General features: G+C 68.0%; 18 protein-coding genes. 15 read left to right on the top strand and 3 right to left on the bottom strand.

Features of this window, described 5'->3' with window-relative positions; genetic code table 11:
- Positions 1 to 487: 487 nt before the first annotated feature.
- Positions 488 to 1,780, bottom strand: coding sequence for a tyrosine--tRNA ligase (gene tyrS / locus Q8Q71_RS16075; protein WP_305760604.1), 1,293 nt, complete (start codon positions 1,778 to 1,780; stop codon positions 488 to 490).
- A gap of 199 nt (positions 1,781 to 1,979) precedes the next feature.
- Between tyrS and Q8Q71_RS16070 the strand changes: the two genes are divergently transcribed.
- Together Q8Q71_RS16070 and Q8Q71_RS16065 are read left to right on the top strand one after the other, a co-directional pair.
- Positions 1,980 to 2,516, top strand: a complete 537-nt coding sequence (locus Q8Q71_RS16070) for a DOMON-like domain-containing protein (protein ID WP_305760603.1) — start codon at positions 1,980 to 1,982, stop codon at positions 2,514 to 2,516.
- Entirely contained in the window at positions 2,513 to 3,715 is a 1,203-nt protein-coding gene (locus tag Q8Q71_RS16065; RefSeq protein ID WP_305760602.1) for a DUF1343 domain-containing protein, read from the top strand. Before Q8Q71_RS16070 ends, Q8Q71_RS16065 begins: the two co-directional genes overlap by 4 nt.
- Positions 3,716 to 3,872: 157 nt before the next feature.
- On the opposite strand, the gene Q8Q71_RS16060 is transcribed toward Q8Q71_RS16065, so the two are convergent.
- Positions 3,873 to 4,523, bottom strand: coding sequence for an alpha/beta hydrolase (locus Q8Q71_RS16060; RefSeq protein ID WP_305760601.1), 651 nt, complete (start codon positions 4,521 to 4,523; stop codon positions 3,873 to 3,875).
- Between the two features lie 158 nt (positions 4,524 to 4,681).
- Here Q8Q71_RS16060 and Q8Q71_RS16055 point away from each other — a divergent pair, with 158 nt between their 5' ends.
- The 13 genes from Q8Q71_RS16055 (at position 4,682) to Q8Q71_RS15995 (ending at position 14,709) form a co-directional block, all read left to right on the top strand.
- Positions 4,682 to 5,155: an Rrf2 family transcriptional regulator gene (locus Q8Q71_RS16055; RefSeq protein ID WP_305760600.1), complete on the top strand. Its 474-nt coding sequence runs from the start codon at positions 4,682 to 4,684 to the stop codon at positions 5,153 to 5,155.
- The gene (locus tag Q8Q71_RS16050) at positions 5,152 to 6,291 is read left to right on the top strand and encodes a cysteine desulfurase family protein (RefSeq protein WP_305760599.1); all 1,140 of its coding nucleotides are present in this window, start codon (positions 5,152 to 5,154) and stop codon (positions 6,289 to 6,291) included. Before Q8Q71_RS16055 ends, Q8Q71_RS16050 begins: the two co-directional genes overlap by 4 nt.
- Positions 6,291 to 7,757 (top strand): Fe-S cluster assembly protein SufB, encoded by a 1,467-nt coding sequence (gene sufB / locus Q8Q71_RS16045; RefSeq protein ID WP_305760598.1) that lies wholly within the window; start codon positions 6,291 to 6,293, stop codon positions 7,755 to 7,757. The genes Q8Q71_RS16050 and sufB overlap by 1 nt, the downstream gene beginning before the upstream one ends.
- The gene (locus Q8Q71_RS16040; RefSeq protein ID WP_305760597.1) at positions 7,754 to 8,071 is read left to right on the top strand and encodes a hypothetical protein; all 318 of its coding nucleotides are present in this window, start codon (positions 7,754 to 7,756) and stop codon (positions 8,069 to 8,071) included. The genes sufB and Q8Q71_RS16040 overlap by 4 nt, the downstream gene beginning before the upstream one ends.
- A complete protein-coding gene (gene sufC, locus Q8Q71_RS16035) occupies positions 8,071 to 8,820 on the top strand; it encodes a Fe-S cluster assembly ATPase SufC (protein ID WP_305760596.1) in 750 nt (249 codons plus the stop codon). Before Q8Q71_RS16040 ends, sufC begins: the two co-directional genes overlap by 1 nt.
- Complete coding sequence (sufD, locus tag Q8Q71_RS16030) at positions 8,817 to 9,845, top strand: Fe-S cluster assembly protein SufD (RefSeq protein ID WP_305760595.1); 1,029 nt, start codon at positions 8,817 to 8,819, stop codon at positions 9,843 to 9,845. The genes sufC and sufD overlap by 4 nt, the downstream gene beginning before the upstream one ends.
- Positions 9,824 to 11,062, top strand: coding sequence for an aminotransferase class V-fold PLP-dependent enzyme (locus Q8Q71_RS16025; RefSeq protein ID WP_305760594.1), 1,239 nt, complete (start codon positions 9,824 to 9,826; stop codon positions 11,060 to 11,062). The genes sufD and Q8Q71_RS16025 overlap by 22 nt, the downstream gene beginning before the upstream one ends.
- Before the next feature lie 95 nt (positions 11,063 to 11,157).
- A complete protein-coding gene (locus tag Q8Q71_RS16020) occupies positions 11,158 to 11,454 on the top strand; it encodes an SUF system Fe-S cluster assembly protein (RefSeq protein ID WP_305760608.1) in 297 nt (98 codons plus the stop codon).
- A gap of 7 nt (positions 11,455 to 11,461) precedes the next feature.
- Positions 11,462 to 11,860 carry an iron-sulfur cluster assembly accessory protein gene (locus tag Q8Q71_RS16015; protein WP_305760593.1) on the top strand — a complete coding sequence of 133 codons (399 nt, stop codon included), beginning with the start codon at positions 11,462 to 11,464 and terminating at the stop codon, positions 11,858 to 11,860.
- Entirely contained in the window at positions 11,860 to 12,849 is a 990-nt protein-coding gene (locus tag Q8Q71_RS16010; RefSeq protein ID WP_305760592.1) for a methionine ABC transporter ATP-binding protein, read from the top strand. Before Q8Q71_RS16015 ends, Q8Q71_RS16010 begins: the two co-directional genes overlap by 1 nt.
- Positions 12,849 to 13,514, top strand: coding sequence for a methionine ABC transporter permease (locus Q8Q71_RS16005; protein WP_305760591.1), 666 nt, complete (start codon positions 12,849 to 12,851; stop codon positions 13,512 to 13,514). The genes Q8Q71_RS16010 and Q8Q71_RS16005 overlap by 1 nt, the downstream gene beginning before the upstream one ends.
- A 20-nt stretch (positions 13,515 to 13,534) precedes the next feature.
- Positions 13,535 to 14,341, top strand: a complete 807-nt coding sequence (locus Q8Q71_RS16000) for a MetQ/NlpA family ABC transporter substrate-binding protein (RefSeq protein WP_305760590.1) — start codon at positions 13,535 to 13,537, stop codon at positions 14,339 to 14,341.
- Positions 14,341 to 14,709 (top strand): TfoX/Sxy family protein, encoded by a 369-nt coding sequence (locus Q8Q71_RS15995; RefSeq protein WP_305760589.1) that lies wholly within the window; start codon positions 14,341 to 14,343, stop codon positions 14,707 to 14,709. Before Q8Q71_RS16000 ends, Q8Q71_RS15995 begins: the two co-directional genes overlap by 1 nt.
- On the opposite strand, the gene Q8Q71_RS15990 is transcribed toward Q8Q71_RS15995, so the two are convergent.
- On the bottom strand, positions 14,699 to 15,487 hold the full coding sequence (locus Q8Q71_RS15990) for a 1-acyl-sn-glycerol-3-phosphate acyltransferase (RefSeq protein ID WP_305760588.1): 789 nt from the start codon (positions 15,485 to 15,487) through the stop codon (positions 14,699 to 14,701). The two genes, Q8Q71_RS15995 and Q8Q71_RS15990, sit on opposite strands and share 11 nt — an antisense overlap.
- Positions 15,488 to 15,496: the final 9 nt, after the last annotated feature.

Raw genomic sequence — 15,496 nt, 5'->3', positions numbered from 1 at the left:
CATTGTCGCCTTCAAGATGAGTGTAACCCAGCGATCCGTAACCACGCGGTTCGGGATTGGTTTGAGCAAAAGCCGGCGCGGCGATTACGGAGACGGCGACAGCGGCGAGAAGAATGTTACGCATTGTTTCTTATTAACTCCTAGATGTGATGACCGGTTGGATCATCAGCCCCATCCAGCGAATGCTTAAATAGGTGACGCCTTCGTCTGTTCCATAGGCGGCCGTCACATGACGCCGTCTGTGCGCGGTGAGACACATACTGCGTTCCGTCAATCACGACAGAAATGCGACGCGCAAGGAAAAGGGGCGTCGCCCTGCGGCGCCGCCCCTGATTTCATTTCACTCCGTCATCCTCGGGCTCGACCCGAGGATCAGATGCTGATGCGGACTGTGCGTCCGGGATGGCCCTCCGGTCGTGGCGCGCTGACCTGCGACCGGGCGCCGGACCGTCTGACCCTCGGGTCAAGCCCCAGGGTGACGGCGGGGTTAAATCGGGCGCACCAGCACGATCTTCTTCTTGCCGGCGGCCAGCTTGAGCACCCCCTCGGCGTTGACGTCGCCGGCCTCGATCAGGCGGGCGCCGTCGGCGATGGCCTCGTCGTTCAGACGCAGGCCGCCGCCCTGGGCGAGGCGGCGGGCCTCGCCGTTGGAAGCGGTCAGGCCGGCCTTCGTCGTCACGGCGGCGATCATGGCGCCGATGACCTCGTCGCGCGGCAGTTCGACGGTCGGCAGGTCGACGGACAGCCTGCCCTGTTCGAAGGCCGCCTCGGCCGCGCTGCGGGCGTGGGAGGCCGCATCGGCGCCGTGCAGCATGGTCGTGGCGGCGTCGGCGAGCGTCTTCTTGGCGTCGTTGATGCCGGCGCCTTCGAGCGCCTCAAGTCGGGCGATCTCATCCAGCGGCAGGTCGGTGAACAGGCGCAGGAATTTGCCCACGTCGGCGTCGTCGACGTTGCGCCAGAACTGCCAGTAGTCGTACGGGCTCAGCTGTTCGGCGTTCAGCCACACCGCGCCCTGTGCGGTCTTGCCCATCTTGCCGCCCGAAGCCGTGGTCAGCAGGGGGGTGGTCAGGCCGAAGGCGGCCTTGTGGTCGACGCGGCGCACCAGGTCGACGCCCGAGACGATGTTGCCCCACTGGTCCGAGCCGCCCATCTGCAGGGTGCAGTTCCGGGCGCGGTTGAGCTCGAGGAAGTCCACCGACTGCATCAGCATGTAGTTGAACTCGAGGAAGGTCATCGGCTGTTCGCGCTCAAGGCGCAGCTTGACCGAGTCGAAGGCCAGCATCCGGTTGACCGTGAAATGCGTGCCGTATTCGCGCAGGAACTGGATGTAGCCGTAGGTCGACAGCCACTGGTCGTTGTCCAGCATGACGGCGTCGGTCGGGCCGTCGCCGAAGGTGAGGAATTTCTCGAACACGGTGCGGATCGAGGCGATGTTCGACTGGATGGTTTCGTCGGTCAGCTGGGGCCGCGAGGTGTCCTTGCCGGTCGGGTCGCCGACCTTGGTGGTGCCGCCGCCCATCAGGACGATGGGCTTGCCTCCGGCCTGCTGCAGGCGGCGCAGCATCATGATCTGGATCAGGCTGCCGACGTGCAGCGACGGGGCGGTGGCGTCGAAGCCGATGTAGCCGGTGACCACGCCGGCGGCCGCGGCGGCGTCCAGCTCGGCCGGGTGGGTGATCTGATGGATGTAGCCGCGCGCCTGGAGGGTTCGCAGGAAGTCGGACTGGAAATCTTGGTCGCTCATGGCGGCTCCGTTAGCAGGGATGCCGGCGGGCGTCATGGGAGTTTGCGCGCCGGCGAAGGTGCGGCGCAGAGGATCGCGGCCGCTCGCTATTTCAGCGGGCGGTAATACAGGCCGGAAAGGGCGCGGGCGGCGATCATGGAGTTTGGATAGGACTGGAAGGGCGAGGCGGTCAAGGCGGCGCCGGGTTGGAGGTTTCGACATTTGACCGGGAAGCGACCCGCGCTATCGAGAAGCCATGCAATTCGAGCGCGCCCTCGTCCCATGCCCCGATACGGTTGAGCCGCCCGCGGGGCGGATTGACGTCGAGGTCGACTGGGAGGGACGCTCGTGGATCCATGTCGTGTTCCGCGCGTCGGGGTTCAGCGCAGGCGTCGTCCTTCCCGCAGCAGGCGGCGGGCGCCGCGACGAGCTCTGGAAACACACCTGTTGCGAGGTCTTCGGGCGGCGTGGGGATGGAAGCTATGTCGAGTTCAACCTGTCGCCCTCGACGGCCTGGGCCGCCTACGGCTTCGCCGGCTATCGCGCCGACATGACCAACCTGAATGTCGCCGACGCCCGCATCACCTTTGTTGAAGCCGAAGACGGGTTCGAGCTGACGGCGATCCTGAACTGGCGCGAATGGCCACACGTGGAGGCGATCGGGCTATCAGCCGTGATCGAAACCACAGACGGAGCGAAAACATATTGGGCGCTCAACCATCCATCGGATAAGCCGGACTTCCACCATCCGGAATCGTTCGCCCTGAAGTCGCCTGTGCTGGGGAAGCCATGAAATTCGGCATCGACCGCCTGTTGTCCGAACCCGAGTTGCGGGCGGCCCTGAGCGGCCGGCGGGTCGCCCTGTTGGGGCATCCGGCCTCGGTGACGGCGGACCTGACGCATTCGCTGGACGCGCTGATGGCCTGTCCGGACCTGAAGGTCACGGCGGCGTTCGGGCCGCAGCACGGCATGCGGGGCAACCTGCAGGACAATATGATGGAGAGCCCGGACTTCACCGATCCGCGGCACGGCATCCCGGTGTTCAGCCTGTACGGCGAGACGCGCCGGCCCAGCGGCCAGGCGATGGGGACGTTCGACGTCCTGCTGGTCGACATGCAGGACCTGGGCTGCCGCATCTACACCTTCGTGACGACCCTGCTCTATGTGCTCGAGGAGTCGGCGAAGCACGGCAAGGCGGTGTGGGTGCTGGACCGGCCCAATCCCGCGGGGCGGCCGGTGGAGGGCACGACCCTGCTGCCGGGCTGGGAGAGTTTCGTCGGGGCCGGGCCGATGCCCATGCGGCACGGCATGACCCTGGGCGAGATGGGTCGGTGGTTCATCGACCACTTCAAACTGGATGTGGAATACCGCGTCATCGAGATGGAGGGCTGGGCGCCGGAGCAGGGGCCGGGCTTCGGCTGGCCGACCGGCGAGCGCAGCTGGATCAACCCCAGCCCCAACGCCGCCAACCTGTCGATGGCGCGGGCCTATGCGGGCACGGTGATGCTGGAGGGCACGACCCTGTCGGAGGGCCGTGGCACGACGCGCCCGCTGGAGCTGTTCGGGGCGCCCGATATCGACGCGCGGGCGGTGATCGCGGAGATGCAGGCCTTCGCGCCGCAGTGGCTGGCGGGCTGCCGGCTGCGCGACTGCTGGTTCGAGCCGACCTTCCACAAGCACGTCGGGACCCTGTGCAACGGGGTGCAGATCCATGTCGACGACCCGGCCTATGACCATGCCGCCTTCAAGCCGTGGCGGCTGCAGGCGCTGGGTTTCAAGGCGATCCGGCGGCTGTATCCGGACTATGCCCTGTGGCGGGACTTTCCGTACGAATACGTGTTCGACAAGCTGGCCATCGACGTGATCAACGGCGGGCCGGGCCTGCGGGAATGGGTCGACGACCCGGCGGCGACGCCGGCCGATCTGGAGGCGCTGGCGGGGCCGGACGAGGCGGCGTGGGAAGCGGCCAGGAAACCGTTCCTGCTGTACTGAGGTATCAAAATATCCGCTCATCCCGGCGAAAGCCGGGACCCAGTTCTTTGGGCGAGCGGTCTATCTGAATGCGCACAGCAGCCAATCCCAAAGCGCCAGCGTCAAGCTGGACAGGACTGGGTCCCGGCTTTCGCCGGGATGAGCGGAAATGTGAGACTTACGCCGGCTTTTCGGCCAGCCGCTTGTCCAGATAGGCGCCGACGCGGCGTTCGACGGCGTCGATGTGGTCCTGCCAGAAGTGGGTCGCGCCTTCTTCCAGTTCGTAATCGATGACGATGCCCTTCTGGGTGCGCAGCTTGTTGACCACGCGCTCGACCTCGACCGGCGGGACGACGGTGTCGGCGGTGCCGTGCAGGAACAGGCCCGAGGCCGGGCAGGGGGCCAGGAAGCTGAAGTCGTACATGTTGGACGGCGGCGAGACCGAGATGAAGCCGTCGGTCTCAGGCCGGCGCATCAGCAGCTGCATGCCGATATAGGCGCCGAACTGGTAGCCGGCGACCCAGGTCTGGGAGGCGCCGGGATTGTTGGCCTGCAGCCAGTCCAGGGCGGTGGCCGCGTCGGCCAGCTCGCCGATGCCCGAGTCGAACTCGCCCTGCGACTTGCCCACGCCGCGGCTGTTGTAGCGCAGCGTCGCGAAGCCGCGCTTCTGGAACAGCTGGTACAGGGTCACGGTGACCGGGTTGTTCATATGCCCGTTCGCCTTGGGGTGCGGATGCAGGATCAGGGCGATCGGCGCGTTCGGGCGCTTGCCCGGGGAGTAGCGGCCTTCGATGCGGCCGGAGGCGCCGGGCAGGATGACTTCAGGCATGTGCGGCGAATTCCGTGTTCAACTGTCGTTTCGCACCTGCGTAATACTTGACCGCAGCGGTAGGACTTTCTAAGTCCAGCTTGCGCGCCGACGCCTTTGCGAAGGCGCGGGTTCTAGCACAGGACCCTCGAAAAGCGCGCGATTTTTGAAGGTGCGCGATGCGTCTGTCGACCAAGGGACGATACGCCGTGATGGCGATGGCCGATCTGGCCAGGAACGGGCAGGCCGACGGCGTCGTCCGGGCCGTCTCGCTGGCCGAGATCGCCACGCGTCAGGAGATCTCCCTGAGCTATCTGGAGCAGCTGTTCGCCCGGCTGCGCAAGAGCGGCCTGGTGCAGAGCGTGCGCGGGCCTGGCGGCGGATACCGGCTGGCCAAGGGCGCGCGGGACACCGTCATCGCCGAGATCGTTCTGGCCGTCGACGAGCCGATCCGCGCCACCCGCTGCATCGGCCATTCCTCGCCCAAGGGCTGCATGATGGCCGGCGAACGCTGCATCACCCACAATCTGTGGGAGGACCTCGGCGACGAGATCCACCGCTATCTGGCCGCGGTGTCGCTGGAAGACGTGGTGATGAACCGCACCGGCGCGCGGCGCCGGACGACGGATGCTGAAGTGGGAGTGGCGGCGTGAGCGGCGTGTATCTGGATTACAATGCATCGGGTCTGGTTCGGCCCGAGGTCCAGGCTGCGATGGCCGAGGCCCTGGCGGAGGGCGGCAATCCCAACGCTGTCCATGCGGCGGGGCGGCGGGCGCGGGCGCGGGTCGAAACGGCCCGGGCGCGGGTGGCCGATCTGGTCGGGGCCGATCCGACGGCGGTGGTCTTCTCCAGCGGCGGCACGGAGTCCAACGCCCAGGCCGTGGCCAGCGCCATCGCGGCCGGCTGCGAGCGGCTGATCGTCAGCGCCACCGAACATCCGTGCGTGGCCGAGGCGGCGAACGCCAGCGGCGTGCCGGTCGAGATCCTGCCGGTCGACGCCGACGGCGTGGTCGATCTGGCCTGGCTGGCGGTGACGCTGGGCCGTCCGGGCCGGGCGCTGGTGGCGATCCACCATGCGAACAATGAGAGCGGGGTGATCCAGCCGATCGCCGAGGCGTCGCTGATGGTGCAGGCGGTCGGCGGCTGGCTGCACGTCGACGCCATCCAGACGGCGGGCAAGATCCCGGTCGACATGCGGGCGCTGGGCGCGGACACCCTGACCCTGTCGGCGCACAAGCTGGGCGGGCCGCAGGGGGTGGGCGCGCTGATCTCGAAGGACGGCGTTCCGGTCATCCGCACCTTGCACGGGGCGGGACAGGAGCGCGGCCTGCGCGCCGGAACCGAGAACGTGCCCGGCATCGCGGGCTTCGGCGTCGCGGCCGATTCCGCGGCCCGCGACCTGTCCGACGCCATGGCCCATGCGGCCTGGCGTGACGCGGCCGAGGCGAAGGTCAGGGCGGCGGGGGCCACGATCATCGGCGGCGCGGTCGAGCGCCTGCCCAACACCCTGTTCATGGCCGTCGAGGGCTGGGACAGCCCGCAGCAACTGATAACCCTCGACCTGCAGGGCGTCATGGTCTCGGCCGGCAGCGCCTGTTCCTCGGGCAAGACCAAGCCGTCCAAGACGATTTCGGCCATGGGGCTGGATCATCTGGCGACCGGCGGCGTGCGCGTTTCGGGCGGCTGGGGCACGACGCGCGAGGACTGGGTCCGCTTCGCCGACGCCTGGGTCGCCGCGTATGAGAAGCACCGCGCGCGAACCGCAGAGCGGGCGAAGGTTGACGCCTGATGGCCGCTGTCCAGAAGACCATCGACGCGGTCGCGGCCCTCGAGAAGTACGAGCACGGCTTCACCAGCGACATCGACACCGAGTACGCCCCGCGCGGGCTGAACGCCGACATCGTACGGTTCATTTCGGAGAAGAAAGGCGAGCCGGAGTGGATGCTGGAATGGCGGCTGGCCGCCTATGAGCGCTGGCTGGCGATGGAGGAGCCCACCTGGGCGTCGGTGAAATACACGCCGGTCGACTATCAGGACCTGTTCTACTACGCGGCGCCGAAGAAGAAGGAGGGGCCGAAGAGCCTCGACGAAGTCGATCCGGAGCTGCTGGCCGTCTACGCCAAGCTGGGCATTCCGCTGAAGGAGCAGGAGGTGCTGGCGGGGGTCGAGGGGGCGCCGCGCTATGCCGTGGACGCGGTGTTCGACAGCGTCTCGGTGGTCACCACCTTCAAGGCCGAACTGGCCAAGGTCGGGGTGATTTTCATGCCAATTTCCGAGGCCTTGCGCGAACATCCTGAGCTGGTGCGCAAATATCTGGGCTCGGTGGTGCCGGTCTCGGACAACTATTTCGCGGCCCTGAACAGCGCCGTCTTCAGCGACGGCTCGTTCGTCTACATCCCGCCGGGCGTGCGCTGCCCGATGGAGCTGTCGACCTATTTCCGCATCAATGCGAGCCAGACCGGCCAGTTCGAACGCACCCTGATCATCGCCGACAAGGGGTCGTACTGCTCCTATCTGGAGGGCTGCACCGCCCCGATGCGTGACGAGAACCAGCTGCATGCGGCGGTGGTGGAGCTGGTCGCCCTGGACGACGCCGAGATCAAATATTCGACGGTGCAGAACTGGTACCCCGGCGACGCCGAGGGCAAGGGCGGCATCTACAACTTCGTCACCAAGCGCGCCGACTGCCGCGGCGACCGGTCGAAGGTGTCGTGGACCCAGGTCGAGACCGGCTCGGCGGTGACGTGGAAATATCCGTCCTGCATCCTGAAGGGCGAGGAGAGCTCGGGAGAGTTCTATTCCATCGCCATCACCAACGGACATCAGCAGGCCGACACCGGCACCAAGATGATCCATCTGGGCAAGAATTCGAAAAGCCGGATCATCGCCAAGGCGGTGTCGGCGGGGAAGTCGGACTCGACCTATCGCGGCCTGGTGTCGGTGCATCCCAAGGCGACCGGGGTGCGCAACTTCACCCAGTGCGACAGCCTGCTGATCGGCAAGGACTGCGGCAGCCACACCGTGCCCTATATCGAGGCGCGCAACGGCTCGGCCCAGCTGGAGCATGAGGCGACGACGACGCGCCTGTCGGACGACCAGCTATTCTACGCCCAGCAGCGCGGCCTGTCGCAGGAGGAGGCGGTGGCCCTGCTGGTCAACGGCTTCGTCCGCGACGTGATGCAGAAGCTGCCGATGGAGTTCGCCGTCGAGGCGCAGAAGCTGGTGGCGATCTCGCTGGAAGGGAGCGTGGGGTGACGAAACTTCCCCGCGACCAGATGGAGTCCGAAACCTGGACGCAGGATGGCGCCTTCGCAGGTAGCGATGGTCGAGCTGTTCGTTGCTACGACGACGTCGTCCTGTCGCGAGCGATCCCGGTCGATGGCGGTGTAGGGACCGCGGTGGACGAGGTGCCAGCCGGAACCGTCGGCACAGTTCTTTTCTACTCAACCGGTCCCGTCGGTGTGGCGCAGCTCGAATGCTACGTCGGCGATGACGCCTTCACCTTTGGCTACGAGGAGCTCTCGCGGCTGAAGCTACATATGACGAACGAAGAAAAGTACGCCCGCTGATGCTCTCCATCTCCAACCTCCACGTCGCCGTCGGCGACAAGCCGATCCTCAAGGGGCTGACGCTCGACGTTCCGGCGGGCGAGGTGCACGCCATCATGGGGCCGAACGGGGCCGGCAAGTCGACGCTGGGCTACGCCGTGGCGGGGCGGCCCGGCTATGAGGCGACCGAAGGGTCGGTGTCGTGGAAGGGCGAGGACCTGCTGGCGCTGGAGCCTGCCGAGCGGGCGGCCAGGGGCGTGTTCCTGTCGTTCCAGTATCCGATCGAGATTCCCGGCGTCCCGGCCCTGACCTTCGTGCGCACGGCGCTGAACGCGCAGAAGCGCGCGCGCGGCGAGGAGGAGGTCCCGGCGCCCGCCTTCCTGAAGCTGGTCCGGGCGGCGTCGATGGCGCTGAAGATGGATTTCGACATGCTCAAGCGGCCGCTCAATGTCGGCTTCTCGGGCGGCGAGAAGAAGCGGATGGAGATCCTGCAGATGGCCCTGCTGGAGCCGTCGCTGCTGATCCTCGACGAGACGGATTCCGGGCTCGACATCGACGCCCTGCGGATCGTGGCCGACGGGGTCAACGCCCTGCGTTCGCCCGATCGCGCCATGCTGGTGATCACCCACTATCAGCGGCTGCTGGACTACATCAAACCGGACCGGGTGCATGTGCTGGCCGGCGGGCGGATCGTGGCGTCCGGCGGTCCGGAACTGGCGCATCTGCTCGAGGCCGAGGGCTACGACAAGTACGGACTGGAGGCGGCGTGAACGCCCTTCCGCTCATCGATCTGAAGGACGCCTCCAGCTTCCCCTCGAAGCGCGTCGAGGCGTGGAAATATTCGGATCTGCGCCGTCATCTGCGCGAGGCGCCCGCGCCCTCGCCGTCGGCGACCGTGCCGCTGGTCGGCGGCGGGCCGTTCGAGTCGCTGGGCGGCGAGGCCATGGTGTTCGTCAACGGCCGGGCCGTGGGCGAGACTACGATGTCGGTCTCCGGCGACAAGACCGTGCGTCTGCGCCTGATCTCGCGCGCGGAGGGGACCGGCCACGCCCTGACCGCGCGCATCTCCGTGCGGGCCGGGGCCAGGCTGCTGCTGCTGGAGACCCACGAGGGCCACGGCTCGGCGTATGTAGCGCACAACCGGCTGGAGCTGGACGTGGCGCGCGGCGCCGAGGTGACGCGGGTGGTGCTGGCCGACGAGCCGGCGGACGCGGTGTCGATCACCCAGGCGCAGGTGCGGGTCGAGGCGGGCGGCCTCTATCGCCAGACCATTCTGACGACGGGCGCGAAGCTGCAGCGCCAGGAGACGCAGCTGACGCACCGGGGCCGGGGCGCGGACGTGCGGCTGGACGGAGTCTATGTGCTGGCGGGCGAGCGGCAGGCGGACCTGACGACGGTGGTCGATCACGTGGCCGCCGACGGCGTGACCAGCCAGCTGACCAAGGGCGTCGTCCGCGACACCGCCCGCGGCGTCTTCCAGGGCAAGATCGTTGTCGAGCGCGGGGCGGACGGAACCGACGCGCGCATGGGCCACCACGCCCTGATCCTCGGCGAACGGGCCGAGGTGGACGCCAAGCCGGAACTGGAAATCTACGCCGACGACGTGCAGTGCGCGCACGGCAACACGGTCGGCAATCTGGACGAGGCGGCGCTGTTCTACATGCAGCAGCGCGGCCTGCCGGCCGACGAGGCGCGGGCCCTGCTGACCCAGGCCTTCCTGATCGAGGTCGTCGACCGGATCGGGCACGAGGGCGCGAGAGAGGTGGTTCGGGAATGGCTGACGGATCGCCTGTGACCGCCTTTGACCCCTATGCCGCGCGGGCTCAATTCCCGATCCTGTCGCGACAGGTGAACGGCCGGCCGCTGGTCTATCTGGACTCGGCCGCCTCGGCGCAGAAGCCGCGGGCGGTGATCGACGCCATGACGGCGGCGATGGAAGGCAGCTACGCCAACGTCCATCGCGGCCTGCACACCCTGGCCAATGAGACGACCGAAGCCTTCGAGGCCGCGCGCGAGAGCGTGGCGCGGTTCGTCAATGCGGAGGCGGCCTCCAACATCGTCTGGACCAAGGGCGGGACCGAGGCGATCAACCTTGTGGCGGCCGGCCTCGGCCAGTCCATCCAGCCCGGCGACGAGATCATCGTCAGCCAGATGGAGCACCATTCCAACATCGTGCCCTGGCACATGCTGCGCGAGCGCCGCGGGGCGGTGCTCAAATGGATCCCGGTGCTGGACGACGGGTCGCTGGACATGGCGGCCTATGCCGACCTGCTGGGGCCGAGGACCCGGGTCGTCGCGGTGACCCACATGTCGAACGTACTGGGCACGATCAATCCGGTGCAGGCCATCACGGAGATGGCGCACGCGGCCGGGGCGAGGGTGCTGATCGACGGCTGTCAGGGGGCGGTGCATGCGGCGCCGGACGTGCAGGCCATCGGCTGCGACTTCTACGCCTTCACCGGCCACAAGCTGTACGGTCCGACGGGCATCGGGGCGCTTTACGGGACGGCCGAGGCGCTGGAGGCCCTGCCGCCGTACCAGGGCGGCGGCGAGATGATCGAGACGGTCGCCATGGACCGGGTCACCTATGCGAAGCCGCCGCACCGTTTCGAGGCGGGGACGCCGCCGATCCTCGAGGCCATCGGTCTCGGCGCGGCCATCGAATGGCTGTCGCGGTTCGATCATGGCGCCGTCGCCGCCCATGAGCGCGCCGTCTACGCCCACGCGCGCAAGCGGCTGGAAGGCGTCAACTGGCTGAAGGTCGTCGGCGAGGCGGAGGGGAAGGGGGCCATCCTGACCTTCACCGTCGAGGGCGCCCACGCCCATGACATCGCCCAGGTGATGGACCGCTACGGCGTCGCCGTTCGGGCCGGCCTGCACTGCGCCGAGCCGCTGGCCAAAAGGTTCGGCCTGACGTCGAGCGCCCGCGCCAGCTTCGCCCTATATAACACCCTCGAGGACGCCGACGCCTTCGCCGACGCCCTGATCAAGGCCCGTGAGTTCTTCGCATGAGCGATCCGACGACTCCAATTACCGACAGCGCGGCCTTCGCCGAGGCCTGGGACGCGCCGCAGAAGGCCGCCCTGTCGCAGGGCGAGATCGACCGGATGACGGACGGCATCATCGAGGCGCTGAAGTCGGTCTACGACCCGGAGATCCCGGTCGACATCTATGAGCTGGGCCTGATCTACAAGGTCGACCTGTCCGACGACCGCGACGTGGCCATCGAGATGACCCTGACCGCGCCGGGCTGCCCGGTGGCCGGCGAGATGCCCGGCTGGGTCGAGGAAGCGGTCAGGAAGGTCGAGGGCGTCCGGTCGGCCAGGGCGGAACTGACCTTCGATCCCCCCTGGGACGCGTCGAAGATGAGCGACGAGGCCAAGCTGGCCCTGAACATGTTCTGAGGACGCCATGACCGAGCTTCAGACCACCACCCGTCCGCGCCGCCCGCGCCCCAAGGCCGTCAGCCTGACAGACGCCGCGGCAGAACGCGTGCGCGACATCATGGCCAAGGCGGAGAAGCCCTATGTCGCCCTGCGCGTAGGGGTGAAGAACGGCGGTTGCGCGGGGCAGGAATACACCTTCGCCTATGCCGAGACGATCGAGCCGCTGGACGAGGTGGTCGAGGACAAGGGGGTCACCATCCTGATCGACCCCAAGGCGATCCTGTTCCTGATCGGCTCCGAGATCGACTACGAGACGACGAAGCTGGCCTCGAAATTCGTGTTCCGAAATCCGAACCAGACCGACGCCTGCGGCTGCGGCGAGAGCGTCACCATCATTCCCGCAAAGGCGCTGGAAGCGGACTGATGATCCGGCTGGAAGGGGTCACCAAGCGCTTCCGGAGCGCGGCGGGCGAGCGCGTGGCGCTGGACGCGGTCGATCTGACCGTGGCGGCGGGCGAGGTGTTCGGCGTGGTCGGGCGCTCGGGGGCCGGCAAGTCGACCCTGATCCGGACCATCAATCTGCTGGAGCGGCCGGACGCCGGGACGGTGACCGTCGACGGGCGCGAGATGACGGCCCTGGCGCCGGCCGAGCTGCGCGCGGCGCGACGGCGGATCGGCATGATCTTCCAGCATTTCAACCTGCTGAACGCGAAGACCATCGCCGGGAACGTGGCCTTCCCGCTGCGGCTGGAAGGCCGGCCGGCGGCGGAGGTGGACCGGCGGGTGGCCGATCTGCTGGAGCAACTGGGCCTGTCCGAGCACGCGAGGAAGCATCCGGCGCAGCTGTCGGGCGGGCAGAAGCAGCGGGTGGGTATCGCCCGGGCCCTGGCCTGCGAGCCGGGCGTGCTGCTGTGCGACGAGGCGACCAGCGCCCTGGACCCCGAGACGACGGACGAGATCCTGACCCTGCTGGACCAGCTGAACCGGGATCTGGGCCTGACCATCATTCTGATCACCCACCAGATGGAGGTGGTGCGCCGCGTCTGCGACCGGGTGGCGGTGCTGAAGGACGGGCGGGTGGTGGAGGAGGGGGCGACGGCCGACGTCTTCCTGCATCCGCGACACGCGGCGACCCGCGCCATGCTGGCCGAGGGCGAGGAAGGGTTCGAGACGGCCGACGCGCCTCCCGGCGGCGTGCTGGCGAAACTGACCTTCCGCGGCGGCTCGACCTACGAGCCCGAACTGAGCCGCGTCGCGCGGTCGGTGGGCGTGGACTATTCGATCCTGTCGGGCCGGATCAGCCGCATCCGGGGCGAGCCTTACGGCCAGCTGGTGGTGGCCTTCACCGGCGGCGACGCCGAGGCGGCGGTGGCGCAGCTGACCGCGCGCGGCGTGGTGGTGGAGGCGGTCTGATGGAAGCCTTCTTCGCCAACGTCGACTGGCCCGAAATCGCGCGGGCGTCGCGGGACACCCTGCTGATGCTGGGCGGGTCGATGGCCCTGACCGTGCTGTTCGGCGTGCCTCTGGGCGTGCTGCTCTATCTGTCGGGCAAGGGGCGGCTGGCGGCCAATCCGGTGGTGAACGCCGTGCTGTCGCTGATCGTCAACATCCTGCGGTCGGTGCCCTTCATCATCCTGCTGATCGTCATGCTGCCGGTGACGGTGCTGCTGGTGGGAACCTCGCTGGGCGTGGCCGGCGCCATTCCGCCGCTGGTCGTCGGCGCCGCGCCCTTCTATGCGCGCCTGGTGGAGACGGCCCTGCGCGAGGTCGACAAGGGGGTGGTCGAGGCGACCCAGGCCATGGGTGGATCGACTTTCCAGATCGTCACCCGGGCCCTGCTGCCCGAGGCCATGCCCGGCATCGTCGCCGGCGCCACCGTCACCGCCATCGCCCTGGTGTCCTACACCGCCATGGCCGGCGTGGTCGGCGCGGGCGGTCTGGGCGACCTGGCCATCCGCTTCGGCTACCAGCGCTTCCAGACCGATGTCATGGTCGTGACCGTCGTGCTGCTGCTGCTGCTGGTGCAGCTTCTCCAGATGCTCGGCGACCGGCTGGTCGCCGCCGTTTCCCATCGCTGATCGTCCCGAAAGACTCGCCCATGATCCGCCGTTCGCTCCTGACCCTCGCCGCCGCCTCGCTGGTGCTCGCCGCCTGCGGGCAGGGCCCCGCGAAGACGGCCGACGCCGACGCGCCGCTGATCGTCGGGGCGACAGCGGTGCCGCACGCCGAGATCCTCGAGCATATCAAGCCGCTGTTGGCGGCCGATGGAATCCGGATCGAGATCAAGGTGTTCAACGACTATGTTCAGCCGAACACCCAGCTGGCGGAGCGCCGGCTGGACGTGAACTATTTCCAGACCAGGCCCTATCTCGACGAGTTCAACGCCTCGCGCGGTTCGGACCTGATCACCGTGGCCGGAGTGCATGTCGAGCCGCTGGGCGCCTATTCGCGGCGCTTCCGCTCGCTGGACCAGCTGCCCGACGGGGCCGAGGTGGCGGTGCCCAATGACGCTTCCTCGATCGGCCGCTCGCTGATCCTGCTGCAGAAGGCCGGACTGGTGCGGCTGAGAGATCCGGCCAATCCGCTGCAGACGCTGCGCGACATCGTTGAAAACCCCAGGAATCTGCGTTTCCGGGAACTGGAATCCGCGACCCTGCCGCGGGTGCTGGACCAGGTCGACATGGCGGTGATCAACACCAACTACGCCCTCGACGCCGGGCTCAAGCCCCGCACCGACGCCCTGACGCTGGAGGGCGCCGACAGCCCCTATGTGAACTATCTGGTGGCGCGGCCGGACAACCGCGAAGACCCCCGGATCGTGGCCCTGGCCGCCATGCTGCGCAGCCAGGCGGTCAAGGACTTCATCGCCGCCAAATACGACGGCGCGGTCATTCCGGCCGCCTGATGGCTTACGATCCAGACTTCGGCGAATGGGTGGGCGAGCATTTCGCGGCCCTGGGTCCGATCGAGATCAGGCGGATGTTCGGCGGGGCCGCGGTCTATTCCCACGGCCTGATCTTCGCCCTGCTGGACGACGGCGTGGTCTGGCTGAAGGCGGACGAGGTCAATGCGCCGGTCCTGCAGGCCGCCGGGGCGCGACAGTTCACCTATCCGACGAAGGATGGGCAGGTGATGGCGATGGCCTACTGGTCGCTGCCGGAAAGCGCGCTCGACGATCCGGACGAGGCCGTCGACTGGGCCCGGCAGTCGATCGACGCCGCCCTTCGCAAGGCGGCGGCGAAGAAGCCGCGAAAGCCGAAGATCAAGCCGTAGCGGCCGTCCGTTTCGCCGCCTTCGCCGCCTCATCGGGGGCGAGCACCCGCACCGCCGGCGTGACGGGTCGCCCCGTGGCTTCGGCGATCAGTTCCGATGTCCTGCTCTCGACCGCGGCCTCCAGCCGGGCCAGGAACTCGTCCTTGCCCAGTCCCGTCGGAATGGGATCGAGAAATTCCAGCGTCGCCACGCCTGGGTTCTTGCGGAATTCCTCCTGCGGCCAGAACAGGCCGAGGTTGGTGGCCAGGGGAACCACGGGCATGTCGAAGTCGCGGTACATGTGCCAGACCCCGGAGCGATAGCGGAATTTCTCGCCGACCCTGGCCAGATTGCCCTCGGGATAGATCAGGATCCTGCGGCCTGCGGCGTGGGCGTCGGCCGAGCGCTGCTTCAGCGCATCGCGGGCTTCGCGACCGCCGCAGTTGTTGACCACGATGGCCCCCAGCTTGCGCAGCACCGTGCCCAGCAGGGGGAATTTCTCCAGATGGTCGCCCGTGACGAAGGCCAGGTCGTCGAACTGGTCGTAGGTCGCGAAGCCGTCGCCCCAGCTCTGGTGCTTGGAGGCGATGATGAAGGCGCCCGCCGGCAGCCGCTCGCGGCCGCGCACCTGGAGGCGGATGCCGGCGAGAATCCGCATGGCCTGGACCATGCGCTTCACATAGCGGCGGATGATCCAGCTGGTCGCGCCCCGGCCGGGCGCCAGGGCCGCGAAGGCCGCCGCCGAGGCGTAGACGATCGACAGGAGCCAGTAGGCTGTGTTGAAGGCGAGACTGCGCATCGAGCCACT

It is taken from the genome of Brevundimonas sp. (assembly GCF_030704825.1).
Lineage (GTDB): Bacteria > Pseudomonadota > Alphaproteobacteria > Caulobacterales > Caulobacteraceae > Brevundimonas.
The sequence above is the reverse complement of the archived record's forward strand: the minus strand, read 5'-3'. Positions and strand labels throughout refer to the sequence as shown.